Source organism: Microbacterium sp. NPDC060117 (genome assembly GCF_042729315.1).
Taxonomy (GTDB): Bacteria; Actinomycetota; Actinomycetes; order Actinomycetales; family Microbacteriaceae; genus Microbacterium.
This window is the reverse complement of record NZ_JBHWXR010000001.1, coordinates 355,519-379,629: the sequence shown is the minus strand read 5'-3', so window position 1 is coordinate 379,629 and position 24,111 is coordinate 355,519. Positions and strand designations below refer to the sequence as shown.

The 24,111-nt window shown below is 71.5% G+C and carries 18 protein-coding genes; 7 read left to right on the top strand and 11 right to left on the bottom strand.

The genetic code is table 11. From position 1 onward, the window contains the following. Positions 1-87: 87 nt before the first annotated feature. The 3 genes from menC to ACFWCK_RS01650 are packed head-to-tail and all read right to left on the bottom strand — an operon-like array spanning position 88 to position 3,256. A complete protein-coding gene (gene menC / locus ACFWCK_RS01660) occupies positions 88-1,197 on the bottom strand; it encodes an o-succinylbenzoate synthase (RefSeq protein ID WP_378804237.1) in 1,110 nt (369 codons plus the stop codon). Beyond that, positions 1,194-2,099 (bottom strand): GNAT family N-acetyltransferase, encoded by a 906-nt coding sequence (locus ACFWCK_RS01655; protein WP_378804236.1) that lies wholly within the window; start codon positions 2,097-2,099, stop codon positions 1,194-1,196. Before ACFWCK_RS01655 ends, menC begins: the two co-directional genes overlap by 4 nt. Beyond that, positions 2,096-3,256 carry a M20/M25/M40 family metallo-hydrolase gene (locus ACFWCK_RS01650; RefSeq protein WP_378804235.1) on the bottom strand — a complete coding sequence of 387 codons (1,161 nt, stop codon included), beginning with the start codon at positions 3,254-3,256 and terminating at the stop codon, positions 2,096-2,098. The genes ACFWCK_RS01655 and ACFWCK_RS01650 overlap by 4 nt, the downstream gene beginning before the upstream one ends. 608 nt (positions 3,257-3,864) lie before the next feature. On the opposite strand from ACFWCK_RS01650, the gene ACFWCK_RS01645 reads away from it, so the two are divergent. The 3 genes from ACFWCK_RS01645 to ACFWCK_RS01635 all read left to right on the top strand — a co-directional run bounded on the left by ACFWCK_RS01645 (position 3,865) and on the right by ACFWCK_RS01635 (position 8,602). Next, positions 3,865-5,784, top strand: coding sequence for an ABC transporter ATP-binding protein (locus ACFWCK_RS01645; RefSeq protein ID WP_378804234.1), 1,920 nt, complete (start codon positions 3,865-3,867; stop codon positions 5,782-5,784). Continuing rightward, on the top strand, positions 5,781-7,589 hold the full coding sequence (locus tag ACFWCK_RS01640) for an ABC transporter ATP-binding protein (protein WP_378804233.1): 1,809 nt from the start codon (positions 5,781-5,783) through the stop codon (positions 7,587-7,589). Before ACFWCK_RS01645 ends, ACFWCK_RS01640 begins: the two co-directional genes overlap by 4 nt. Before the next feature lie 161 nt (positions 7,590-7,750). Further along, on the top strand, positions 7,751-8,602 hold the full coding sequence (locus ACFWCK_RS01635) for a hypothetical protein (protein WP_378804232.1): 852 nt from the start codon (positions 7,751-7,753) through the stop codon (positions 8,600-8,602). A 209-nt stretch (positions 8,603-8,811) separates the two neighbouring features. On the opposite strand, the gene ACFWCK_RS01630 is transcribed toward ACFWCK_RS01635, so the two are convergent. Further along, complete coding sequence (locus tag ACFWCK_RS01630; RefSeq protein WP_233312910.1) at positions 8,812-9,264, bottom strand: GNAT family N-acetyltransferase; 453 nt, start codon at positions 9,262-9,264, stop codon at positions 8,812-8,814. Between the two features lie 247 nt (positions 9,265-9,511). Between ACFWCK_RS01630 and ACFWCK_RS01625 the strand changes: the two genes are divergently transcribed. After that, positions 9,512-11,731, top strand: coding sequence for an NADP-dependent isocitrate dehydrogenase (locus tag ACFWCK_RS01625; protein ID WP_378804231.1), 2,220 nt, complete (start codon positions 9,512-9,514; stop codon positions 11,729-11,731). A 156-nt stretch (positions 11,732-11,887) separates the two neighbouring features. Here ACFWCK_RS01625 and ACFWCK_RS01620 read toward each other — a convergent pair whose 3' ends face one another. Further along, on the bottom strand, positions 11,888-13,366 hold the full coding sequence (locus ACFWCK_RS01620) for a L,D-transpeptidase family protein (protein ID WP_378804230.1): 1,479 nt from the start codon (positions 13,364-13,366) through the stop codon (positions 11,888-11,890). 283 nt (positions 13,367-13,649) lie between these two features. On the opposite strand from ACFWCK_RS01620, the gene ACFWCK_RS01615 reads away from it, so the two are divergent. The 3 genes from ACFWCK_RS01615 (at position 13,650) to nagB (ending at position 16,567) form a co-directional block, all read left to right on the top strand. Next, positions 13,650-14,801 carry an ROK family transcriptional regulator gene (locus tag ACFWCK_RS01615; RefSeq protein WP_233312907.1) on the top strand — a complete coding sequence of 384 codons (1,152 nt, stop codon included), beginning with the start codon at positions 13,650-13,652 and terminating at the stop codon, positions 14,799-14,801. Next, positions 14,798-15,724, top strand: a complete 927-nt coding sequence (locus ACFWCK_RS01610) for an ROK family protein (RefSeq protein ID WP_378804229.1) — start codon at positions 14,798-14,800, stop codon at positions 15,722-15,724. The genes ACFWCK_RS01615 and ACFWCK_RS01610 overlap by 4 nt, the downstream gene beginning before the upstream one ends. 63 nt (positions 15,725-15,787) lie before the next feature. Beyond that, on the top strand, positions 15,788-16,567 hold the full coding sequence (gene nagB / locus ACFWCK_RS01605; protein ID WP_233312906.1) for a glucosamine-6-phosphate deaminase: 780 nt from the start codon (positions 15,788-15,790) through the stop codon (positions 16,565-16,567). 21 nt (positions 16,568-16,588) lie between these two features. Here the strand turns inward: nagB and ACFWCK_RS01600 are convergent, their stop codons facing one another. The 6 genes from ACFWCK_RS01600 to ACFWCK_RS01575 all read right to left on the bottom strand — a co-directional run bounded on the left by ACFWCK_RS01600 (position 16,589) and on the right by ACFWCK_RS01575 (position 24,085). Further along, positions 16,589-17,002: an NUDIX domain-containing protein gene (locus tag ACFWCK_RS01600; protein WP_233312905.1), complete on the bottom strand. Its 414-nt coding sequence runs from the start codon at positions 17,000-17,002 to the stop codon at positions 16,589-16,591. Continuing rightward, entirely contained in the window at positions 16,995-18,428 is a 1,434-nt protein-coding gene (locus tag ACFWCK_RS01595; RefSeq protein ID WP_378804228.1) for an FAD-binding oxidoreductase, read from the bottom strand. The genes ACFWCK_RS01600 and ACFWCK_RS01595 overlap by 8 nt, the downstream gene beginning before the upstream one ends. Before the next feature lie 8 nt (positions 18,429-18,436). Further along, entirely contained in the window at positions 18,437-18,838 is a 402-nt protein-coding gene (locus ACFWCK_RS01590) for a YrdB family protein (RefSeq protein ID WP_233312903.1), read from the bottom strand. A gap of 10 nt (positions 18,839-18,848) precedes the next feature. After that, on the bottom strand, positions 18,849-20,885 hold the full coding sequence (locus ACFWCK_RS01585; RefSeq protein ID WP_378804227.1) for a sigma-70 family RNA polymerase sigma factor: 2,037 nt from the start codon (positions 20,883-20,885) through the stop codon (positions 18,849-18,851). A gap of 468 nt (positions 20,886-21,353) precedes the next feature. Continuing rightward, entirely contained in the window at positions 21,354-22,529 is a 1,176-nt protein-coding gene (nagA, locus tag ACFWCK_RS01580) for an N-acetylglucosamine-6-phosphate deacetylase (protein WP_378804226.1), read from the bottom strand. After that, positions 22,526-24,085: a beta-N-acetylhexosaminidase gene (locus tag ACFWCK_RS01575; RefSeq protein ID WP_378804225.1), complete on the bottom strand. Its 1,560-nt coding sequence runs from the start codon at positions 24,083-24,085 to the stop codon at positions 22,526-22,528. Before ACFWCK_RS01575 ends, nagA begins: the two co-directional genes overlap by 4 nt. Positions 24,086-24,111 lie beyond the last annotated feature (26 nt).

Genomic DNA, 24,111 nt, shown 5'->3' with positions numbered 1-24,111 from the left:
ACGCTAGCACGGGGCCTCGCGCTGTCGTGCGGCGTCCGTCGCGGACTCCGCCGGCGTCCGAACGCGCGCCGCCGCCTGCTGCGCCGCTCATGATGCGAACGGGATCCAGGCGCGTGAGACGGTCACCTCGTCGAGCACCGCGGCATCCGGCGTCACGCCGATACCCGGCCCGGTGGGGACGCTCATGTGCCCGTCGTCGAGCCGGAACGGCGCCGTCACATCGGTCTCGTAGTAGCGCGCGGAGGCCGAGGTGTCGCCGGGCAGGGTGAAGCCGGGCAGAGCGGCCAGAGCGAGGTTGGCCGCGCGGCCGATGCCGGTCTCCAGCATGCCGCCGCACCACACGGGGACCCCGTGCGCGACGCAGAGGTCATGGATCCGCCGGGATTCGAGGTAGCCGCCGACGCGACCCGGCTTGATGTTGACGATGCGGCAGGCGCCGAGCTCGATCGCCTGCGCGGCGTGCGCGGCCGACAGGATCGACTCGTCCAGGCAGATCGGCGTGCTGATCCGTCGGGCGAGCATCGCGTGGCCCGCGAGATCGTCGGCGGCGAGCGGCTGCTCCAGCAGAGACAGATCGAAGGCGTCAAGTTGTGCGAGGTGCTCGATGTCGGCCCTCCCGTAGGCGGCGTTTGCATCGACCTGCAGCAGGATGTCGCCGAAGCGTTCGCGCACGGCCCGCACGGGCTCCAGATCCCAGCCGTGCTCGATCTTCAGCTTGATCCGCACGTAGCCGTCGGCGAGATAGCCCTCGACGGCGTCCAGAAGTGTGGGGATCGTCGGGGTGATGCCCACCGAGACACCGCACGCGACCCGGTCCTTGACGGCGCCGAGGTGATAGGACAGCGGCACGTCGCGGGAACGGAGGTCGGCGTCCAGGACCGCCGTCTCGAGCGCGGCCCTGGCCTGGCGGTGCCCCTTGAACGGCGCCAGGATTCCGGCGATCCGATGCGGGTCCAGGTCGCCGCGGTCCGCGAGTGCGGGCGCCAGGACGTCGGTGAGTACCGCTGCTGCAGCCGGTGTGTACTCCGAGCTGTACAGCGGCAGCGCGCTCGCGCCGCATTCTCCCCAGCCCTCGCTGTCGGCGCCGACCGCCCGCACGAGCACCGCTTCGCGCACGGTCTCGGTGCCGAACGAGGTGCGGAACGGGCTCACCAGCGGCATCCGGATCGTCCGGACCTCCACGCCCTCGAGCTTCATGGCCTCTCCTGTCTGTCGATGATGTACCAGCCGGTGCGATCGAAGCCGCGGACGGTCGCGCCGTCGGCGAGCAGCTCTCCCATGACGTCGCGCAGGGCGAGACGCCAGTCGGCGGCGCGCCGCGGATCCGTCTCGCGCATGCCCTCGATGTCGGCGGGCACGCCGATCAGCACCGTGTCGGCGTCAGGTGCGGCGAGACTCGGGGCGTCGGAATCATCGGGGCGCAGCGCGACGGCAGCGCCCTCGGCGCGAGCCCGGGCGGCATCGACCGCGAACGGCCGGTGCTCGACCGCGGCGAGGGTGCGCGGGGACCCCAGCTCCCAGCGCACCAGGATCCTGTCCGTTTCATCGCCGCCGTTGATGCGGTCGTCGAGCGCGCCGTAGAGGCGCGGAAGGTACGTGTCGACCGACGCCGCGAGCTTGCCGAGGTTGAAGTGCGCGTTGCGGCGGATGAGCGGGTCATAGGTCCATGTGATCGTGTCCGCGTCGCGGTGCAGAGCCCAGGCGCGTTGATGCAGTTTCAGGGCGAAGCCGAGGTGCCGCCCTCGCGCGCGCGGGGTCGTGCCGGCGATGTGGCTGTGCAGGTTCCGCGAGGCGGGCGGACCGAAGAAGCCGAAGCAGGCGCCGACGAGCTCCGGGACTCCGTCGCGGTCGTCGAACGCGCCCGAGACCTGGTTGCCGGCCTGCACCAGGGCGCGCAGCATGTCGGCCGTGACCGGAGGGTTCGTCGCCCCTGTACGCCAGATGCGCTCGTACAGGGCCCGCACGGCCGCCAGGTCGCGCATGTCGTCGAGCGGGCGGATCGTCGCTCCGGACGCGGCCTCCGCGGCCATCGCGGCGCGGTCCGCATCTGCGAGCAGGCCTGCCCGTTCCCCCGTGGTGGGTGCGGTGGCTCCGATCATCGGATGGGAGCGGTGGTCGAGGCCGACGCCGGGAGTGCGACCGGGGCAGGCGGGCCCGGCGGCGCCGCGCGGATGTCCTCGATGAGGCCGGCCAGCAGGCGCACCCGTGGTTCGAGTTCGGCGATCAGCACGTGCTCGTGAGCGGCATGCGCCCCGCCGCCGACCGCACCGAGGCCGTCGAGCGTCGGTGTGCCCACGCCCGCGGTGAAGTTGCCGTCCGAGGCCCCGCCGACGCTGATCCCCGCGAGCGGAGGCAGCGCGAGCGCGTCCGCGACCCGCTGCGCTCGACGGAACAGTTCGGCGGAGGAGTCGGCGGCGAGGGGGGAACGGTTGATCCCTCCGTCGACGTCGACGCGCGCACCCGCCAGTCGAGGGGTGAGTGAGAGCATCCCGGCGTGCACGCGGTCCTGCTCCGCGGCGGAGAGCGCACGGACGTCGACCGAGAACGAGGCCTGGGCGGGGACGGTGTTCGTGGTCGTGCCGGAGCTCGTGCGCGTCGGGGTGACCGTGGTGCCCGCGTCGGCGTCCCCGAGGAGCGCCACGGCCTGCACCTGGTGCGCGAGCTCCAATGTCGCGTTCACCCCGTGCTCCGGGTCGAGCCCCGCGTGCGATGCGCGCCCGTGCACGGCGACCTCATAGCGCGAGACCCCCTTGCGGGCGATCTTGAGCGCGCCGTCGGGGCCCGCCGCCTCGAGCACGAGCGCGGCGACCGCCTCGCGGGCCTCGTCCTCGATGAGCGCTCGCGAGGTGGTCGATCCCGGTTCCTCGTCCCCCGTCACGAGCAGTGTGATCCCGGTCAGGTCGGAAAGCAGGCCGAGCGCGTGGAAGGCGATCACGAGTCCGGCCTTCATGTCGAAGACTCCGGGGCCCGCCAGCGTCCGCTCGTCCGCGCGGGCGGGCAGCTCGTGCAGGGACCCGATCGGCCACACCGTGTCATGGTGGCCGAGGACGAGGATCCTCGGCTCGCCGGAGAAGCGCCAGCGCAGGTGGGTGCGGCCATCGAGCACGATCCGCTCCGGCGCCGCGCCGAGGCGGGTCGTGCCCAGTTCGGCGACGGCGTCGGCGCTGCGGGCGACGGCGGCGAGGTCGTCCGACGGCGACTCGCAGCGGACGAGGCGCAGGATCTCCGCGACCAGCGTCTCGACGGGTTCCGGCATGGCGGCTCCTTCGGGAGGGGATCGTGCTCCCATCCTGCTGAGCCGCGGACGCCGCTCGGCTGTCCGCTCGACCGAAACCGGACGCTCCGGTTGATCCGATCCGACGATCGGACTCCTGGCGCGCGCCGTGCCGTCGTGTGAACCGCGGGCCGACCCAGAGCTTCCGGCGGATCGGGAATGGATGCCGCGCGCCGGATGCTGCCCTCAGTACCAGCGAGCCGCGCGAAGGCGACGGTCCGGGACAGGCCACGAGGGCGATGAGATCGGTTTCGGGAAAACGCTTGCGTTCAGACGGTTCACAAACATAGGCTGGACGGCTGTCGCGTCAACCGACCCGGCGGCCGTCGAACCGAGGAGGACACCATGCCCACGATCACCACTGCATCGTCGATCAGCGCTGTCGCCGGTTCGCCCATCACCCCGGCCGAGGACTGACTCAGACCCACCCGCTCACGGCGGAACCTCTGCGTCTTCGCGGACGTTCAGCGGCCCAGGGCCTCTGAACCGCTCCGACCCCCTCGGCCGCACCGGTCGCTCATCGCACGGATGCCTCGCGTCCGCTCCTTCTCGTCCCCTGCCATCCCCCTGATACGCAACCGCTGAGAATCATGTCTGAAGAATCCACGTCGTCCTCATCCGCCTCCACCCTCTCCACGCCCCGCGCGCTCGCGCGCCTGGCGCCCTTCGTGAAGCCGGTCGCCTGGCGCCTCATCGGCGGCGGAGCCTCCGCTCTGGCCGCCGCCGTCATCGCCCTGTGCGTGCCGCTGCTGCTCCAGGTCGTGCTCGAAGGCCCGATCGCCACCGGCGAGATCGGCGCCATCATCTGGGGCGCGGTCGCCGTCACGGTGCTCGCCCTCGGCGAGGCCCTCATGGTGTGGCTGCGTCGGCAGTTCGTGCTCAACCCCGCCACCCAGGTGGAGTACCGCATGCGCACGCAGTTGTACTCGAACCTGCAGCGCCTGCCCGTCGCCTTCCACGACCGCTGGCAGTCGGGCCAGCTGCTCAGCCGGATGATGCAGGACATCGGCCTCATCCGCCGCTGGCTCGCCTTCGGCCTGGTGCTGCTCGTCGTCAACCTGCTCACCATCGTCATCGGCGCGGCCCTGCTGTTCCGCTGGCACTGGCTGCTCGGCACGATCTTCCTGATCACCGCCGTGCCGCTGTGGATCTCGGGCTTCCTGTTCGAGAAGCGCTACGGCGTGCTCACCCGGCGCAGCCAGGATCAGGCCGGCGACCTCGCCACGAGCGTCGAGGAGAGCGTGCACGGCATCCGCGTGCTCAAGGCGTTCGGCCGCGGCAAGCACGCACTCGTGAAGTTCGCGCGCCAGGCCGAGTCGCTCCGCGAGACCGAGCTGAGCAAGGCGCGCTCGGTGGGCTGGATCTGGTTCTGGCTCGTGCTGATGCCCGAGATCGCGTTCGCGCTCAACCTCGTGGCCGGCATCTGGCTGATCGCCCAGGGCGCCCTCAACGCGCCGGAGCTGTTCGCCTACTTCGCGATGGCGACCGTGCTGCGCTGGCCGATCGAGTCGATCGGCTTCCTGTTCTCGTTCATGCTCGACGCGCGCACGGCCACCGACCGCGTCTTCGAGATCTACGACGAGCAGAACACGATCACCGATCCGGAGAACCCGGTGAGCATCGCGGAGCCCCGCGGCGAGCTCGCGTTCGAGGGAGCCCGCTTCCGCTACCAGGACGCCCGCCCGCACGAGCGCGACCTGCTCGACGGCATCGACCTGGTGCTGCGCCCCGGCGAGACCATGGCGCTTGTCGGCATCACCGGATCCGGCAAGACCACGCTCACGACCCTCCCGACGCGCCTGTACGACGTGACCGGCGGGCGCGTGACGCTCGACGGCGTCGACGTGCGCAACCTCACCCTGGCCGAGCTGCGCACGCACATCGCGATGGCGTTCGAGGACGCCACGCTGTTCTCGGCCACCGTGCGCGAGAACGTGCTGCTGGGCCGGGCCGATCTGGACGTGCACAGCGACGAGGCGGAGCGCGTGCTCCGCGAAGCGCTGGACGTCGCGCAGGCCGCCTTCGTCGACACGCTCCCCGAGGGCGTCGAGACGATGATCGGCGAGGAGGGGCTGAGCCTGTCCGGCGGACAGCGTCAGCGGCTCGCGCTCGCGCGCGCCGTGGCGGCCAAGCCCAAGGTGCTCGTGCTGGACGACCCGCTGTCGGCGCTCGACGTCGATACCGAGGCGCTCGTGGAGGAGGCGCTGCGCCATGTGCTCGCGGAGACCACGGCGCTCATCGTCGCGCACCGCCCCTCGACCGTGGCCCTCGCCGACCGGGTGGCGCTGCTGCAGAACGGGAAGGTGACGGCGGTCGGCGCGCACTCGGAGCTGTTGCGCACGAGCGCGCACTACCGGCACGTGATCTCGAGCCTCGAGGCCGAGGAGGCCGCGCGCACGGGCGCGATCCCCGTGATCCGGGAGGCGGTCCCCAAGGCCGCGCCCGCCACCGAGGCGTTCGGCGAGAGCGCCGCCGATACCCACGCCGAGAACGAGGAGGTGCAGGCATGAGCGTCATCGGAACCCAGGACGAGGACCGCTCCGACCTCACGCACGAGGAGAGCCGCGCGATCCGTCGTCGCTCGCTGCGGCTGTTCGGATCCCTGATCGCGCCGCTCAAGGTGCAGATCACGCTCACCGCACTGGTGCTGGTGATCTCGACGGCCGCGCAGGTCGCCGGCCCCGCACTGATCGCCTACGGGCTGAACACGGCGCTGCCGGCAGTGCTCAAGCACGCGGACTGGATGCCGACGATCGTGGTCGGGATCGCCTTCCTCGTGATCGGCGCGGTCGGATCCGCGCTGATCGGCTGGTACGCGGTGCTCACCGCCCGCATCACGCAGGCGGTGCTGCTCGACCTGCGCAAGCGCATGTTCCTGCACACCCAGCGGCTGAGCCTCGAGTTCCACGAGAGCTACACCTCGGGCCGGATCATCTCGCGCCAGACGAGCGATCTGGACTCGATCCGGGAGCTGCTGGACGGCGGCCTCAACCAGCTGGTGTCGGGCCTTCTGTACGGGCTGTTCACCTTCATCGCGCTCGTGCTGGTGGATTGGGAGTCCGGTGTGGTGCTGGTGCTGGCCGGCGTTCCGCTGGTCTACCTGATGCGCTGGTTCTACCAGCGCTCGCAGCTCGTGTACCGCGAGTCGCGCGTGATCAGCGCGAAGGTCATCGTGCAGTTCGTCGAGACCATGACCGGCATCCGCGCCGTGAAGGCGTTCCGCAAGGAGCCCCGCAACGACGTGTCCTTCCAGGAGGTGGCCGGTGACTACCGCGACGTGAACCGTCGATCGATGCTGCTCTTCGGCACGTTCGAGCCCGGGCTCATGGCGGTCGCCGCGCTCACCCTCGGCGTGGTCGTGGTGTGGGGCGGCGTGCGGATGGCGAGCGGTGAGATCCAGGTCGGCATCCTGCTGGCCGCGGTGCTGTACGTGCGCAACTTCTTCGCGCCCATGCAGGAGATCGCGATGTTCCTGAACTCGTTCCAGTCGGCCACGGCCGCACTGGAGAAGGTGTCCGGCGTCCTCGACGAGGTGCCGACGGTTCCGGATCCGGTCAAGGCGGTCGACCTCTGGGCGTCGAAGGGCCACGTGCGCTTCGACGACGTCGAGTTCGGGTACGCCCAGGACCGGGTGATCCTGCCCGACTTCTCCCTGGACATCCCGGCGGGGCAGACGATCGCACTGGTCGGCACCACCGGTGCCGGCAAGTCGACGCTCGCGAAGCTCGTGTCGCGCTTCTACGACCCGACGGCCGGCGCCGTGACGCTGGACGGCGTGGATCTTCGCGATCTGCATCCGAAGGATCTGCGCCGCGCGATCGTCATGGTCACGCAGGAGGCGTATCTGTTCAGCGGCACGGTCGCCGACAACATCGCGCTCGGAAAGCCCGACGCGACGATGGAGGAGATCCGCGCCGCCGCGCGGGCCGTGGGCGCCGACGCGTTCATCGACGCGCTCCCGGACGGGTACGAGACCGACGTGAACAAGCGCGGTGGGCGCGTCTCGGCGGGGCAGCGTCAGCTGATCTCGTTCGCGCGGGCCTTCCTCGCCGACCCCGCCGTGCTGATCCTCGACGAGGCGACCGCCTCGCTGGACATCCCGTCGGAGCGGTTGATCCAGGACGCGCTGCAGACTCTGCTCGCGGACCGGACCGCGATCATCATCGCGCATCGTCTGTCGACGGTCGCGATCGCCGATCGCGTGCTCGTCATGGAGCATGGACGCATCATCGAGGACGACGCCCCCGACGTCCTCATCGCCGGCACGGGCAAGTTCGCCCAGCTGCACGCCGCGTGGCAGCAGACGCTGGTCTGAGCGGGCGGCCGAACCCCTCGGTGCGACGTCGTGCCGAGGGGTTTCGGCGACTCCGCAGGATGGCGGTGCAGGATCTGTCCTGTGACGTTGCGAACATTCTGCGCCGGCGGGGGCGTGTCGACCGAGGAGGGCATCGTGGAGCGGGTCGGTAGGCTCGAGGTGTGGATCCGATCTGGTCCGCGGCCGCGGAGTTCTGGTGGGTCGCGCCGGTGGTCGCCGGCGGGGCGGTGCTGACTGTGGCCGGCGTGCGTCAGAAGCTCCGTTCCGGTGGCCGTCGCCTCGGCTACGACGCCGCGCGCCTCGATCTGCAGAGCGCGCTGAGGCAGGCGAACGAGGCCCGCGTCGCCGTGCGCGTGGCTCGCGCCGAGCTCGCCGGCCTCGTCGCCGGTCGCGCCGCGGGCGCGACGGATGCGGCGACGGTCGCCGACGCGCGTCGTGTCGCCCGCGACGCCGAGCAGCGGTCGCGCGCTGCGGCGGCCGCCGTCCGCGCGCGGCGCGCACAGCTCGACGCGGCGCGTGCGGAGCTGGCGATCGGCGCGGATCCGCAGCGGCGACCCCTTCCGCGGGCGTTGGCGGCGCATGACGCCGTGCTCGTGCGCTGGATGACCTATGAGACCGATCCCGTTCTGCTGCTCGCCTATCCGACGATGCGGGATGCGGGGGATCCATCGACGCACGCCTTCCTGACCGCGATGGCCGAGGCGCGTGACGCACGGCCCTCGCCGACCGCCCGGGTCACGCCGGCGGAATTCGGCGCCTACCGCGACGCCGTCGAGCGGCTCCGCCGCACCTTCGGCACGGCAGAGGCCGATGCGCGGGCACGGGCTGAGGGACGGGATCCGCTCAGCGAGCGCGAACGGGAGGCACGCGCGGGCGGATGGCGGGACGCGGCGCAGCAGATGATCGGGCTGTCGGCGGATGCGCTGGACCGGGCGACCGACGCGGCCGCCTCGTGGGTCGCCACGTGGAATGCACGCGGTCGCAGCCCGAAGCGGCGCGACGAGCGCGATTGAGATCCGGGCGGCGAGGAACCGCCGGTCCTTCGATCAGCGGCTCCGACCGAGGAGCGCGACGGAGCGCAGGGCGGCGACGTCCGCTTCGCCTGCTCCAGGGAGAGAGGACGACGGGGCTTCGATGGGGGAGGGGATTCGAAACCCCGCCGCCGATCACAGCGTACGCGTGTCGGGGGCGCGTCGGGGTGCAGAACCGGGCGTGCCGGTGCTCAGAAGCGGATCTCCGCGATGACCTCGGCGTACTCGGTCTCGCCGACCGGCGTGAAACCGACCCGCTGGAAGAACGCCTCAGGGCCGCCGGTGCCCGCCTCGTAGATCACGTTCAGGTGCTCGAAGCCGCGCGCGCGGGCCTCGGTGATCAGGCTCTCCACGGCGAAACGGCCGACGCCGCGTCCCTGGTCGTCGGCATCCACGTTGATGCGCCACAGGACGGAGCGGAAGTGCTCCTCGGGGGCATCGGGGTCGAAGTTCGCACTGACGAAGCCGACGACCTCGTCGCCGTCCAGGACGACGCGCTGCCAGCTGGTCTGCGGATTCATGACGGTCGCCGCGATCCCGTACGAGACGGGCGCGAGGTACTGCTCCTGCCCGGGCTTGAGGGAGAGGTTGTTGACGGCGACGATCGTCGCCGCGGACAGTTCGACCAGTCGCAGTTCCGTCATGGACAACAGGCTAAACCCTGGATGGGCCCCGTGACGGCCGGAGCCGAAACGTGGGGATAAGTTCATCTGCGCGGCACGCATCGCGGGGCCGGGCCGCGGCGGAGCCGCGCAGGAACCCGCGAACCTCGCTCGGGAAGCGCACGAAGGGCAGGTATCTTGGTATCGAGACAAATTCGCGCGATGCCCCGCGTGCGCAGCCGCGCGAGGCCGCTGTCTGAAACCCTTCCTGTGTGAAACGGAGACCCCGGTGACCGACGACGCCATCATCTACACCTACACGGACGAGGCGCCGGCGCTGGCCACCGCCTCGCTGCTGCCGATCGTCCAGGCCTACGCCCACCAGGCGGGCGTCGACATCGAGACCCGCGACATCTCGCTCGCGGGCCGGATCCTCGCGACCTTCCCGGAGCGTCTGAGCTCCGGCCAGGCCGTGGGTGATGCGCTCGCCGAGCTCGGCGGCCTCGCCACGACACCCGAAGCGAACATCATCAAGCTGCCGAACATCTCGGCCTCCATCCCGCAGCTGAAGGCCGCCATCGCGGAACTGCAGCAGCAGGGCTTCGACGTCCCGGACTATCCGGACGACGCGTCCACGGTCGAGGAGAAGGACATCCGCGCCCGGTACGACCGCATCAAGGGCTCCGCCGTGAACCCGGTGCTGCGCGAGGGCAACAGCGACCGCCGTGCCCCACTCGCGGTGAAGAACTACGCGAAGAAGCACCCGCACCGCAACAAGGCTTTCGCCGCCGGGTCCAAGACCCGTGTCGCCACCCTCGGACACGACGACTTCAAGGCGAACGAGCGCAGCTGGGTCTCCCCGGGCGATGACGTGCTCACGATCCAGCACGTCTCCGCGGACGGGCAGGTCACCGTCCTGAAGGAGAACCTCAAGGTGCTCCCGGGTGAGATCGTCGACGCGACCTTCCTGAACGCCGCGGCCCTCGACACGTTCCTCGCCGAGACCCTTGCGGAGGCGAAGGCGGAGGACGTGCTGTACTCCGTGCACCTCAAGGCCACGATGATGAAGGTCTCGGATCCGATCATCTTCGGACACGTCGTGCGCGCCTACTTCACCGATGTCTTCGCCCAGTACGGCGATAAGCTCGCCGCGGCCGGCCTCACCGCGAACGACGGACTCGGCTCCATCCTCGCCGGGCTCGCCGATCTCGAGGGCGGCGAGGAGATCGCCGAGGCGTTCTTCCGGGCCATGGAGAGCGGTCCGCGCCTCAGCTACGTGAACTCGGACAAGGGCATCACCAACCTGCACGTGCCGAGCGACGTGATCGTCGACGCCTCGATGCCCGCGCTGGTCCGCAACGGCGGCAAGCTCTGGGGCAAGGACGGCGGAGAGGACGACACTCTCGCCGTCATCCCGGACTCGTCGTACGCCGGCGTCTACCAGGCCACGATCGAGGACGTCATCGCGAACGGTCCGCTGGATCCCGCGACCATCGGCACCGTGCCGAACGTCGGCCTCATGGCCCAGGCGGCCGAGGAGTACGGCAGCCACGACAAGACCTTCGAGATCGCCGCCGACGGCCGTGTACAGGTCCTCACCTCGGCGGGCGAGGTCGTCCTGGAGCACGAGGTGCACGCCGGTGACATCTGGCGCGCCACGCAGACCAAGGACGTCCCGGTCCGCGACTGGGTGAAGCTGGCCGTGAGCCGCGCCCGCGCCACCGGCGCGCCCGCGGTGTTCTGGCTGAACCCGGCCCGCTCCCACGACGCCGCGCTGATCGCCAAGGTGACCGAGTACCTCAAGGACTACGACACCGACGGCCTCACGATCGAGATCCTGACCCCCGAGGAGGCGACCCGCTACTCCCTCGCGCGCATGCGCGCGGGCGAGGACACGATCTCGGTCACCGGCAACGTGCTGCGCGACTACCTCACCGACCTGTTCCCGATCCTCGAGGTCGGCACCAGCGCGAAGATGCTGAGCATCGTCCCGCTGCTCGCCGGCGGAGGCCTGTTCGAGACGGGCGCGGGCGGATCCGCCCCGAAGCACGTGCAGCAGCTCGTCGAGGAGAACTACCTGCGCTGGGACTCGCTGGGCGAGTTCTTCGCCCTGGCCGCGTCGTTCGAGCACTTCGCCGACCGCACCGGCAATGCGAAGGCCGCGATCCTGGCGAAGACGCTCGACGCCGCGACGGGGACGTTCCTGGAGAACGACCGCTCGCCGGGTCGAGCCCTCGGCACGATCGACAACCGCGGCAGCCACTTCTACCTCGCCCTGTACTGGGCGCAGGAGCTGGCTGCGCAGACCGAGGACGCCGAGCTCGCAGCGGCCTTCGCCCCGGTCGCCGCCGCGCTCGCCGCGGACGAGGAGCGCATCGTCTCCGAGCTCACCGCGGTGCAGGGCAAGCCCGTCGAGATCGGCGGCTACTACCGCCCCGACGGTGCCCTCGTGGCGAAGATCATGCGTCCGTCGGCCACGCTGAACGCGGTCATCGACGGCCTGAGCTGATCGGATCGACGAAGGGGCGGACGCGAGCTGCGTCCGCCCCTTCGTCGTCCCTCCGGAGAGAGGGGTATCGCGTCGGCTCGCACGTCCGGACAGACGAAGAGGCCCGCCGCACGATGCGACGGGCCTCTCCGAAGCGGATCCTGTGAGATCCCTCGTTCAGTAGTGGACGTTGACCTCGGTGCCCTGCGGAGTCCAGTCGAACAGCCACTCGGCGCGCCACTCCGGCATGCCGACGCAGCCGTGGCTCATCGGGGTGCCCCAGTTGTCGTGCCAGTACACGCCGTGCAGCGCCTCGTCCCCGTTGAAGTACATGACCCACTTCACGTCGGGCTGGTAGTAGTACGGCGCCTTGGTGAGGTCGGTGTTGCCCATGTTCTGGCTGTCGAGCTTCCAGTTCACGGTGAAGGATCCGGTGTGCGTCGCGAAGTCGCCGCGGCCCGAGGAGATCAGCCACGAGTCGACGACGTTGCCGTTCTCGGTGACGGTCAGCGTCTCGGTGCTGAGGTTCACGTCGACCTTGCGCAGCAGCGAGGTCGAGGCGAAGGGGGTGTCCTTGACCGGCAGGGCGAAGGTGCCGTTGCCCTTCGCGATCTGTGCGGCGAACGCCGCGGCGGCTCCGGAGACGTCGCCGAGCTGACGGCCCGTGACGCCCGGAGTGATGTCGTCGAGCACCTCGCCCGAGGAGTTCACGACCGTCGTCGCGTTGACCGGTGCGCGGTTGACCGTCGCCGCGAGCGCGTCGACGCTCTTCTGGATCGCGGCCTGGTTCGCGGTGATCGCGAGCTTGCCGTCCTCGGGCGTGAGGGTGAGCCATCCGGCGGCCGTCGCCGCGTCCACGGGCACCGTGCGCTCGGCGCCGACGTAGAAGCCGATCGTGGAGAGCATGGTGTTGAGCTCGGTCACCGTGGCCGCGGCGGTCTTGTCGCTGATGGCCGGGGCCACCGGGGCCGCCTTCGCCTCGAACGTGAGGGAGCTCCGGCCCTTCTCCGCCGCAGACGCGATCGCCGCCGTGAGGGCCTTGAGGTCGATGCCGGATCCGTCCTTCGCGGGCGTCGCCGTGTAGCCGGTGCCATGGAAGGCGACGGTGGCGTCGGTCGCGTCCTGGTAGACCGTGGGCACCTGCGCGCGCAGCGCGTGTTCGGCGGCGCGGTCGTCGAGGGTGATCGTGCCGGCGATCGGGGCGGACATCCAGCTGGTGATGTTCCACATCGGCCGCTCGGCGAAGGCCTTGTCGGCGAGCTTCGTCGCGTCCACGTGCGCACCCAGGTCGGATCCGGTGACGCGCTTGCCGTCGCCCTCGCCCGCGAGCGTGATCTGCATGGCGCCGATGTGGTTGCTGACCGCCTCTGCCGCGGCGCCGGGCGTCATTCCGCCGACCGGCACTCCGGCGATCGTGGTGCCGGGCGCGATGAGGATCATCGACGCGGCGCCGAGTCCCAGCACGAGCGCGCCGAGGCCGATGCCCACCCAGCGCCCGACGTGGCGCTTCTTGCGCGCAGGCTCATCGGTGGGCGCCCACTCCACGGGTCGGTCGCCCGCGCCGTCTCCGGTCGCGGCCTCCGTGGTCGCGTCCGTGCCGTCGACGATCGTGTTCTCCTCGGTCGGAGCCCCCGCTGCCGTCACCAGATCCGTCACGTGCACACCCCCCTTGCCCTTGAGCGCTGTCAGTCTTTCAAGGATACGGGATGCCATATCACAAAACGGCAACGGAAGCACAAGGGCGGGCGGGCATGTGCGGGATCGGCGGTCCTCCCGCGCGGCCGTACGGCGCCGCGCGCGGGAAACACGCGGTGCTCGAACCCGGATCCGGTAACGTTCGGGTAACCCCGACTCGCGCCACGCGCGATAGGGCTTGATTTTCACCCCGTTCGTAAGGTGTACTAACAAACATGGTCCCACGGATGAGCAGCGTCGCCCGATGAACGCGGAGAGCGGCGAGAGCAGCCCGCACCGCTTCGGGTCCGCGGGCAAGCTGCGCACGAGCACCAAGGTGCTTCCCGAGCACGCCCGCGGGCACAATCGCGCGCTGGTGCTGCAAACGCTCTATCACTCCGGGGCGATGAGCCGGGCGGACCTCTCCCGGGAGACGGGCCTCACCCGCGTGACGATCTCCGACCTTGTCGGCGAGTTCATCCATGACGGCATCGTCGTGGAGAAGGGCATCCGCGAGACCACCGGTCCGGGGAAGCCGCCCATCCTCATCGACATCGATCGCGACGGCCACCGCATCGTCGGTCTCGACCTGTCCGGCCCCGGAGACTTCGAGGGGGCGCTCATGAGCCTGGACGGCGTGGTGCTCGAGCGCCGCGACCTGCCTCGTCCGAGCGGCGGTGCGGCCGCGTACGAAGCGGTCCGCTCCCTCGCCGCGGAGCTGGTCGAGCTGTCCACCGTGCCGGTGCTCGGCATCGGCGTCGGCGCTCCCGGGATCGTCCGCCCGGACGGGATGGTGCTGAACTCGCCCAACCTGGACTGGAGCGACTTCCCGCTCGAGCGCCTGCTCAGCGCAGCCCTGGATCTGCCGGTGCTGGTGCGCAACGACGCGAACGCCGCGGTGCTCGCCGAGTACACCTTCGGTCAGGCCCGTCCCGACATGCTGCTGATCAAGATCGGCCGCGGCGTGGGCGCGGGGCTGATCTCCGACAGTCAGCCCCTCGTGGGGAGCCGCTTCGCGGCGGGGGAGATCGGCCACGTCGTCGTCGGCACCGACGGCGGGCCGCGCTGCGCGTGCGGCAAGGACGGATGCCTGGAGGCCTGGCTGAGCGCGTCGCGGCTGCGCGCGCGCATCGCCGAGGACCCGGCATCCGAGGAGCAGGTGCTGCGGGAGGCCGGAACACGGCTCGGGGTCGCCATCGCGCCGATCGTCGCCGCGCTCGACCTCTCGGAGATCGTGCTGTCCGGTCCGGCCGACCTGCTCGCCGGCACGCTCATCGAGGCCGCCACGCGCACCCTCACGGAGCGCACACTGGAGGGCGTGTTCGACGACGTCGCGATCCGGCTCACCGCACAGGATGACATCGTGCTGCGCGGGGCAGCGGTGATGGTCCTGTCCGGCCAGCTGGGCGTCTCGTGAGCGCGATCCGGGTCGGCCTCGACGTCGGCGGAACCAAGATCGACGCGCTCGCCCTCGCCTCGGACGGCGCGATCCTCGCCCGCACCCGCATTCCCACGGGGTGGGGCGATCACGCCGTCGTCGCCGCCGTGCACGACGCCGTCGCCGCTCTCGCCGACGCGGGTGGCTTCCCGGTCTCGGACGTGGCATCGGTCGGCATCGGGATCCCGGGCCTCATCGACGCCGATGCCGGCCGGGTGCTGCATGCGGTCAACCTCGGCGTGACCGAGCTGGACCTCGCCGACGCCGTGCGCGTCCGCCTGCCCGTCCCCGTCTCCGTGGAGAACGATGTGAAGGCCGCGGCGCTCGGCGCCGGATCGCTGCGCGGCGACGCGCACTCGATGGCCTACCTGAACCTCGGCACCGGGGTCGCCGCGGGGATCGTCATCGACGGGGCGCTGTGGCGCGGCGCGCGAGGCACGGCCGGCGAGGTCGGACATCTCTCCGTCGACCCTCGCGGGCGCGTGTGCGGCTGCGGGCAGCGCGGCTGCATCGAGACCTTTTGCGGCGGCGGCGCCGTGAGCAAGGCCTGGGGGAGAGGCGGCGAGCTGCCCCTCCGCGACATCTTCGACCTCGCCGAGGACGGCGACGCGTTCGCCCTGGAGCTGCGCGAGGGCATCGCGTTCGGTGCGGCCTCCGCGGTCCGCAGCCTCGTGCTCGGGGCCGACATCGAGACGGTCGTGATCGGCGGCGGGGTCACCGCCCTCGGCGAACGCCTGCTGGACGACATCGTGCGACGGCTGCGCCAGGAGAGCGCGGAGTCGCCGTTCATCGGCTCGCTGCGTCTGGATGAGAGGATCGAGCTGCTGCCGATCGGATCCCCTGCCGCCGCGCTCGGAGCCGCGCTGGTGGGAGCCGCGCGGCTGCCCGCCGAACTCGTCTGAGCACGGCGTCAGGTCGACCCGCACTCAGAATCCACGCCACCGACACCTACGAGGGAGCACCCCATGGCCGAAGTCGTCATCGTCGAGAACTCCGCCGCTGCCGGCGAACTGGTCGCCGCCGAGATCGCACGGCTCATCGCCCGCCGCTCGGACGCGGTGCTCGGGCTCGCGACCGGATCCACCCCGCTGCCGGTCTACTCGGCCCTGCGCGCTCGGCTCGCCGACGCCGACGTCTCGCGCGTGCGCGGTTTCGCCCTGGACGAGTACGTCGGCATCGACCCCTCGCACCCGGAGAGCTACCGGTCCGTGATCACGCGCGAGGTCGTCGAGCCGCTCGGCCTGACCCCGGCGCTGGTCCATGTGCCGGACGGATCCGAGGATGGGATCGAGCACGCCGGCGCCGAGTACGACGCCAAGATCCGTGCGGCAGGCGGAGTCGACCTGCAGCTGCTCGGCATCGGCACCGACGGTCACATCGGGTTCAACGAGCCCGGCAGCTCGTTCGCGTCGCGCACCAGAGTCAAGACCCTCACGGAGCAGACCCGCGAGGACAACGCGCGCTTCTTCGACTCGCTCGCGCAGGTGCCGCGGCACTGCATCACCCAGGGCCTCGGCACGATCCTGGAGGCCCGCCACCTCGTGCTGCTCGCTTACGGCGAGGGCAAGGCGCAGGCCATCGCGGATGCCGTCGAGGGGCCGCTCTCCGCCTTCATGCCGGCCTCGGCGATCCAGCTGCATCCGCACGCGACGGTGGTCGTGGACGAGGCCGCGGCGTCGAAGCTGAAGCTCGCCGACTACTACCGCTACACCTTCGCGAACAAGCCGGCCTGGCAGGGGATCTGACCGGATCCGGCACGTCGACGCTCAGCGATCGGGGAGAAGCCCCGGCCAGGCCAGGGGGAGCAGGTGCTCCTCGCTGAGCGGCGCCAGCGGAAGCGACTCCGCATCGGCCGGGGTGATCCAGCGGAGCTCGGCGAGCTCGGCCTGCACCTGCACGTCGCCGGGCTCGGCGGATGTGGCGAACGCGGTCGCGACCACGCGGTGACCGGGCTCGTTCGCAGCGGCCGAGACGAACACGCCGAGCGGGCGCAGCGCGTCCTCGTCGACGAGGAGCCCGAGCTCCTCGTGCAGTTCGCGAGCGAGGGTCTGCGCCGCGGTCTCACCGGCCTCCGGCTTGCCGCCCGGCTGCATGAACCGTTCGGTGCCCTGCTTGCGCACCACCAGCACGCGCCCTGCCGTGTCGGTGATGATCGCGGCCGAGACATGGATGTCAGGCATGGGACTCCTCCGTTCGGTCCGGCATCTCATCGTCCGGCGTCGCGGCGCCCGCTCCGGCGGGGCGAGGTGCGAAGACTCGGCCGGGCGCCAGGATGCCTGCCGGATCGAACGCGCGCACGATGTCGCGCTGCAGCTCCCACTGGTCCTCGCCGAGCTCCTCGGCGAGCCAGCGGCTCTTGAGGATCCCGATGCCGTGCTCGCCGGTGAGCGTGCCGCCCAGACGCATGGCGGCACGGAACAGGTCGTCCGCAGCCCGCCAGATCCGCTCGGGGATCTCCGGGCTCTGCACGATGAAGTTGGGATGCAGGTTGCCGTCGCCGGCGTGAGCGACCGTGGGGATCTCGATCGCGTACTCCTGCTCGATGCGCGCGATCTCGTCGAACATCGCGGGCAGTGCGCTGCGCGGCACGGAGACGTCCTCGATGAGCGTGGTGCCCAGGGCCGCCATCGCGGCGTGCATCGAACGACGGATCCGCAGCAGCTCCTCGCCCTGCGCGGGGTCATCGGTCACCGTCACGGTCCCCCCGGATGCGCGCAGCACCGTGGCGATCTGCTCCGCCTCGACCGCGGCGGAGCGTCCGTCGGTCTGGATCGTCAGCTGCGCCACCCCGTCGGCCGGCGGATCCAGCTCGAGCAGCGCATGCACGGCGGCGAGGCAGCGCGCATCCATGAGCTCCATGATCGCGGGCTCCGCTCCCGAGGCCGTGACGGCTGCGGATCCGCGGGCTGCGTCGCGGACGGCCGGAAAGGTCGCGACGATCGTGCACGGGCCGCCGGGCACGATGCGGCGCAGTTTCAGGGTGGCGCCGACGATCACGCCGAGCCGCCCTTCGGATCTGATCACGAGCGAGGTGAGGTCGAGGCCCGTCACGCCCTTCACGCTGCGGTGCCCCAGGTGCAGCAGGCGGCCGTCCGCGAGCACGAGATCGATCGCCAGCACGGCATCGCGCACCACGCCGTACTTGGCGCACAGCAGGCCGCCCGCGCCGGTGGCGATGTTGCCGCCGATCGTGGAGATGTCGCGGCTGGCGGGGTCGGGCGGCCACCACAGTCCGCGCTCGGCCAGGAGCGCGTCGAGCTCGGCGTTGAGGATCCCCGGTTCCACCACGGCGAGGAGGTCGTCGGGACGGATCTCGAGCACGCGGCGCATGCGCAGCGTGGACAGGACGATCTCCCCGGTGCCGGCGATCGCGGCGCCTGCCAGGCCGGTGCCTGCGCCGCGCACCACGACGGGCGTGCGGGTCTCGTGTGCGATGCGAAGCGTCGCCTGCACATCGGAGGTCGATTCGGCGTGCACCACCGCGAGGGGTGCGGCCGGTGAGGCATGCCCGGAGCGGTCGGCACGGGCGGCGTCGAGAGCGGCGTCCGTGGTGTCGACGCGGTCGCCCAGCGCGGTGCGGAGCCGATCCAGGACGGTGACGTGCACCGGCGGCCTCAGGACAGCGCGCGGCGGCCGGCCATGAGCCCCGTGGCGATCGCGACGACGGCGAAGCCGAGCCCGATCCAGGCCTGTCCCATCGTCCACCAGGCGACGGTCACGGCGGCGTAGAGGAGGAGTTCGACCGCGGCCCGCACGAACGGGTGGACGACCAGCACCGGGCGCGGGGAGAGGAACAGCGCCCACAGCAGCAGCGTGATCACCGGGGCGCCGATCGCTGCGACGAGGTTCCACGGCAGGGTCCACACGGCGAGGCCCCACAGCACGAGCGACGCGAGCGCGGCGACCAGGACGATCACGCGCACGATGTCGAGCGCGGTGGCGCGGGGGAGCACACCCTGCTGCAGGGGGAGCGATGCGGCCGCTCCAGGGGTCTGGGTAGGGGTGTCGGCGGACATGCCGACAATTCTACGCGCCGGGCGCGGGGGCGACCGCGGGCGCCGGCGGGTCGACAACGGTCGCCGGTGCGGTCGTCGGGTCGACCGATTCCGGAGCGGTCGGCGCGGGCGCGGTCTGGTCCGGAGCGGGCACGACAGTCTCGGGAGGTGCCGGTGCCGGTGCCGGCTCGACAGGTGCCGGGGCGGGCGCGGGAACGGTCGGGGTCGACGCGGGCTGGGCGCCGGTCCCCGGCGTCTCGACCGGGGGCGTCGCGGGCGGGGCGGGCGTCGTCCCCGGATCCGCCGGAGTGCCTGCCTGATCGGATGTCGAGCCCGTCACGGCCAGCGCGGCCAGGGTCGTCGTCCGCCAGGCTCCCGGCGTGCCGTCGATCACGGAGCGCAGCTTCACGGTGGCGTTGAAGAGGATCTCGGCGGCGTTCGGGCGGATGTCCGCCGTGCCGGTGCCCGCAGCGTCCAGCACGACCTGAGCGCCGCGCGGGGGCCGTCCCTTGATCCAGACCTGGATTTTCGTACCGGGAGTGCCCGTGAGCGGGATCAGGACGTGGGTGTGGAGGTTGTCGTCGATCACGAAGGTCGCCGTGCCCCACGAGAAGGTGGGGCCGGTGCCGGGATCGGTTCCGGGGTCCGTACCCGGGTCCGTGCCGGGGTCTGTACCCGGGTCGGTGCCGGGGTCTGTACCCGGGTCTGTACCGGGATCCGTGCCGGGGTCTGTGCCCGGGTCCGTACCGGGTTTGCCCGGCTCCACGGGCGTGGTCGGCTCCACCGGGACGGGCGCGGGGTCGCTCGCGGGCACGTTCTTGGGGACCTCGACCGGGACGCTCACGATCGGCCTCGGCTTCTCCGGCCGCGGGGCGGGGTCGGGTGCCGGATCCGCCGGGGCGGGCTGCGTGAGCGGACCGCTGGCCGGCGGCGACATCTGGGCCACGATGCTGGAGTCGCCCTGATCCGAGGCGGAGGGGGCCGAGGTGGAGGCGGGGTTCGCGGTGAGCCCGGGCACCACGGCCGCGGCGACGATCGCGCCGGCGATCACCAGTGCCGCCGACCCCGCGCCGACCAGGGCGCCGAAGCCGGCGACCGCGCCACCCGTGGAACCTGTGGTGCCTCCTGAGCCGACCGCAGCCGATCCGGCGCCGTGGGCAGCGGCTCCCGCCGCACCGGCGCCGGCGGATCCGGCGACGACGGCGCCCTGCACGACGCTCGACGGCATCGCCGCGAGGGCGACGACCGGAGCGGATCCGCTCTGCAGCATCGCGAGATAGGCGCCGGAGCCGCCGATGCCGAGCACCAGCGGAAGCAGCACGAACGCGAGACGGTGCGAGACCTCCTTGGCCTCGGCCGCGACGATCAGGCAGCGTGCGCACTCGCCGAGATGGTTCTCCAGCTTGGCGCGGTCGCGCGCGCCGAGGTTGCCGCGCGAATAGGCGCCCAGGCGCTCGATGGTCCACTCGCAGACCGATCCGGGCTCGGCGGTGCTCAGGTGCGCCTGGATCCACGCCTCACGCAGGCCCTCGCGTGCCCGGAAGGCGAGCTGCGCGGTCGCTCCCGCGGTCATGCCGAGCAGCGGCGCGATCTCGGCCGGCTTCATCTGCTCGATCTCGGAGTACCAGAGCACCTCCTGCCAGCGCGACGGCAGGCTGCGGAAGGCCTTCGCGGACAGGCTGTGGTCGAGGGCGTCGTTCGCGGCCTGCTCGGTCGAGGAGGGATCGGCGACGGTGTCGAGCTCGTCGATCGGGGCCTCGCGCCGAGCACGGCCCCAGCCGGCCGCGGTGTTGCGGATGCTCGTGAACAGATAGGCGCGGAAGGAGCCGGTCGGCCCGCCGCCCTTCTGGATGGCCTGGTAGATCTTGGCGAAGGCCTCCTGCACGAGGTCGTCGGCGTCGAAGGTGCTGGTGACGGACCGCGCCACGGTGATGCCCGACGCGTAGTGCCGGCGCCACAGTTCGGCGAACGCGTCAGCATCGCCCGAGCGGCTGCGCAGCACGAGGTCGGCGTCGCTCCGCCCCGACGCGGGCGCGGCATCGTTCGGTGAAAGGGTGTGGTCGGTCATCTCTCGGTTCTCAGGTCGGAAGCGTTCTCATCAGAAGAGACGCAGACCCCTGGTTCTCATCACGCGGAATCTCCATTGTTCACCCTGAGGCGCGAACACGCCAGGGTACGAACGAAATCGCCGGCCGTCATCAGAGGTCGAACGCATCGGACTCGGTCCCGATGCACGTGAGACAGCGTCTCAGAACTTTTCTGAAGAAATCTTGCGAAGTCGCGTAATGGATCCGCTTCGCCCCCATCTCTCCTGTCAGAGACAGTCTGCGTGGGCCACCGGGGGGCGGCGAGCACAGGCTCCGGCGGATGGGGATCCGTCGGCGGGGTCGGCCCGGTACCTCGGGGGAGGAGTTCCGGGCCGACCCGCTCTGACAAGGGGAGCCCTCTGATCGGGTACCAGAGGATCTGGGGAGATCACGGGAGGGGGACCGCCGCTGGGGAGCGGCGGCCCCGCCCTGATCGACGGCCCCGGCGTTCAGCGCCGCAGTGCCGCACCGGTCCACACGGTCGTGACGTCGAGTCCGGCGGTCAGCAGCACCGCGTCCGCCAGCAGCCCGGGCTCGAGCTCGCCCAGTTCGCCCGCGACCCCGATCGCGCGCGCGGGCGTGCGGGTCAGTGCGAGCACGGCGTCCGCGAGCGGGACGCCCGCCTCGACGGCACGGCGCAGCGCCACGTCCTGCGTGAGCGTGGAGCCGGCGATCGAGCCGCTGTCCACCCTCGCGACGCCGTCGAGGACGGTGACGTGCAGCGAGCCGAGCATGTAGTCGCCGTCCGCGGATCCGGCCGCCGCCATTGCATCGGTGACGAGCGCGACCCGTCCCGGCGCCTCGTCGAACACGAGCTTGATGATGTGCGGGTGTAGGTGGATGTTGTCCGCGATCGCCTCCAGCGTCACGCGCTCGTCGTGCGCGGCGGTGAGCACCGGCCCGGGATCGCGGTGGTGCACGGGGCGCATGGCGTTGAACGCATGGGTGAGGATCGTCGCGCCGGCGTCGAATGCGGCGCGCATCGTGTCGTCGTCCGCGTCGGTGTGGCCGACGGCTGCGGCGGCGCCCGCCGCGACGACGAGACGGATCGCCTCCAGCCCGCCCTCGAGCTCGGGGGCCAGGGTGACCTGGCGCACCGTGCCGCGGCCGGCATCGAGCAGTCGCTGCACATCGGCGGCGGCGGGAGCGCGCAGCAGCCCTGGATCGTGGGCTCCCATGTGGCCGGGATCGAGGAACGGGCCCTCCAGGTGCGAGCCGAGCAGGTCGTGCTCGGTCTGCATCAGGTCGGAGACCATGCCGACACGTTCGGAGAGCTCGTCGAGCGTCGCCGTGATCAGCGAGACGACCGCACGCGTGGTGCCGTGCGTGCGGTGCATCGCCCGGGCGGTGCGGATCGCGTCGGCGCCGTCGTCGAAGGCCGCGCTCGCTCCGCCGTGACCGTGGATGTCGACGAAGCCGGGCGTGAGGATCGCGCCGCGGCCGGCCGCCTCGCTCGCGTCCACGACGATGTCCGCCGACGTCCAGTCGGATCCGGTGCCGCGCGCAGCGACTGTTCCATGCTCGAACCGCACCCAGCCGTCCTCGACGACGGACCCGCCCGAGACGATGCGGGCGGAGTGGATGACGAGGGACCCCTGCGCGGAGCTCTCGGTGCGGGCGGTCATGCGGTCTCCTCGATGCTCGGGGCGGTGCCGGGGCCCACGGCGGGCTCCGGGGTGTTCTCATCGTCCAGCGCGGCGCGGTCGACCGCGATGCCGGAAGCCTTCCACGCGGGGACGAGCTGCGCGACCCTCCCGCGGAACGACTCCCAGGTGCGCTCGGATCCATTCTGCGCCGACCAGCCGATCTCCGCGTGCGCGGCGATGCGCGGGAACGCCAGCCCATCGGCTTCGGCGAGCGTGGTGACGGACTCGGTCCACAGCGGCGCCTCGATGCCGAGGATGGACGCGGCGGGGACCTCGTCGAGCACGGCGGCGGGGTCCCAGTCGTACGCGTCCCGCAGCGGCACGATCCCCGCCCACGCGAGCCCCCGCGGATGGTCGACGCGAGGCTTCATGTCGAGGTAGGCGCGATCGGAGGGCGAGAGGATGAGAGCACCGCCGCGCTCCACGAAGCGACGGGCGTGCGCCGCGTGGCCGTCCTCCGGCACGACGGATCCCCAGTACTGCCCGATCATGCCCGGAACGAGGCCGTCGACGGCGCCCGCCTCGTGCCAGGCGACGGGGGTCTTCCCGGTCGCCGCGGCGAGGCGTCCCGCGCGCTCGAAGAAGAGCGCGAAGTCGGCGGCGGACGTGCCGAGGCACTCGTCGCCCCCGATGTGCAGGTACGGGCCCGGCATCAGCTCGGCGACCTCGGCGAGCACATCGCGGATGAGCTCGTAGGTGCGCTCCTCGTGGATCTTCACCGACGAGTGCCCCACGCCCCACGCGGCGTAGTGCACCCCGTGCGCCGGCAGCGGCTGGCCCAGTGCGGCAGCCTCCGCGATGTTCGCCTCCGTGATCGCGGGCTCCTCGACGAGGTCGGGATAGCCGAGCCCGACCGCGTGGGTGTGCCCCGGCAGGTCGATCTCGGGAACGATCGTCATGTGCCGTGCGGCGGCGTACGAGACGATCTCGCGGATGTCGTCCTTCGTGTAGAAGCCCCCGGGGCCGCCGGTCGCGTCGCCGCCGGATCCGGCGCCGGTGAGCTGCGGCCAGGCGTCGATGTGGATGCGCCAGCCCTGGTCGTCCGTGAGGTGCAGATGCAGGTGGTTGTACTTGAGCGCGACGGCGCGGTCGATCCAGCGCTCGACGTCGGCGACGTCGAAGAAATGCCGCGCGACGTCGAGCATGACGCCGCGGTAGCGGAAGCGCGGAGCGTCCTCGATGCGGACCTCCGGGACGGACCAGTCGCGCTCGCCGCGGCGCAGCAGCTGCAGCAGCGTGCGGGTGCCGTAGAAGAGGCCGGCGGCGTCATGCCCCGTGACCCGGATCCGGTCGGCGCCGGCGGTGAGCGTGTAGCCCTCGGCGGACCCGAGCGCGGGGTCGATCTCGAGCGCGATCTCCGTCGTCCCCGCCTCGGTCAGCGCATCCGAGCCGAGCACGCCCTCGAGCTCCGGGCGCAGCAGGGCGATCGCGTCAGGGTCTCCGGCGAGGTGCGCGGATCCGAGCGGGACGGAACCCTCGCCTAGCTGCACGGAGGAGGGGAAGGGGATGAGCGACGGTGCATCATGCAGGACCATGAACAAAAACTACCGTGCTGCGCGGC

What these genes read in the sequence shown, in the direction of transcription:
- menC (WP_378804237.1), bottom strand. Translation starts at nt 1,197, where the DNA reads ATGAAGCTCGAGGGCGTGGAGGTCCGGACGATCCGGATGCCGCTGGTG.
- ACFWCK_RS01655 (WP_378804236.1), bottom strand. Translation starts at nt 2,099, where the DNA reads ATGATCGGAGCCACCGCACCCACCACGGGGGAACGGGCAGGCCTGCTC.
- ACFWCK_RS01650 (WP_378804235.1), bottom strand. Translation starts at nt 3,256, where the DNA reads ATGCCGGAACCCGTCGAGACGCTGGTCGCGGAGATCCTGCGCCTCGTC.
- ACFWCK_RS01645 (WP_378804234.1), top strand. Translation starts at nt 3,865, where the DNA reads ATGTCTGAAGAATCCACGTCGTCCTCATCCGCCTCCACCCTCTCCACG.
- ACFWCK_RS01640 (WP_378804233.1), top strand. Translation starts at nt 5,781, where the DNA reads ATGAGCGTCATCGGAACCCAGGACGAGGACCGCTCCGACCTCACGCAC.
- ACFWCK_RS01630 (WP_233312910.1), bottom strand. Translation starts at nt 9,264, where the DNA reads ATGACGGAACTGCGACTGGTCGAACTGTCCGCGGCGACGATCGTCGCC.
- ACFWCK_RS01615 (WP_233312907.1), top strand. Translation starts at nt 13,650, where the DNA reads ATGAACGCGGAGAGCGGCGAGAGCAGCCCGCACCGCTTCGGGTCCGCG.
- nagB (WP_233312906.1), top strand. Translation starts at nt 15,788, where the DNA reads ATGGCCGAAGTCGTCATCGTCGAGAACTCCGCCGCTGCCGGCGAACTG.
- ACFWCK_RS01600 (WP_233312905.1), bottom strand. Translation starts at nt 17,002, where the DNA reads ATGCCTGACATCCATGTCTCGGCCGCGATCATCACCGACACGGCAGGG.
- ACFWCK_RS01590 (WP_233312903.1), bottom strand. Translation starts at nt 18,838, where the DNA reads ATGTCCGCCGACACCCCTACCCAGACCCCTGGAGCGGCCGCATCGCTC.
- ACFWCK_RS01585 (WP_378804227.1), bottom strand. Translation starts at nt 20,885, where the DNA reads ATGACCGACCACACCCTTTCACCGAACGATGCCGCGCCCGCGTCGGGG.
- nagA (WP_378804226.1), bottom strand. Translation starts at nt 22,529, where the DNA reads ATGACCGCCCGCACCGAGAGCTCCGCGCAGGGGTCCCTCGTCATCCAC.
- ACFWCK_RS01575 (WP_378804225.1), bottom strand. Translation starts at nt 24,085, where the DNA reads ATGGTCCTGCATGATGCACCGTCGCTCATCCCCTTCCCCTCCTCCGTG.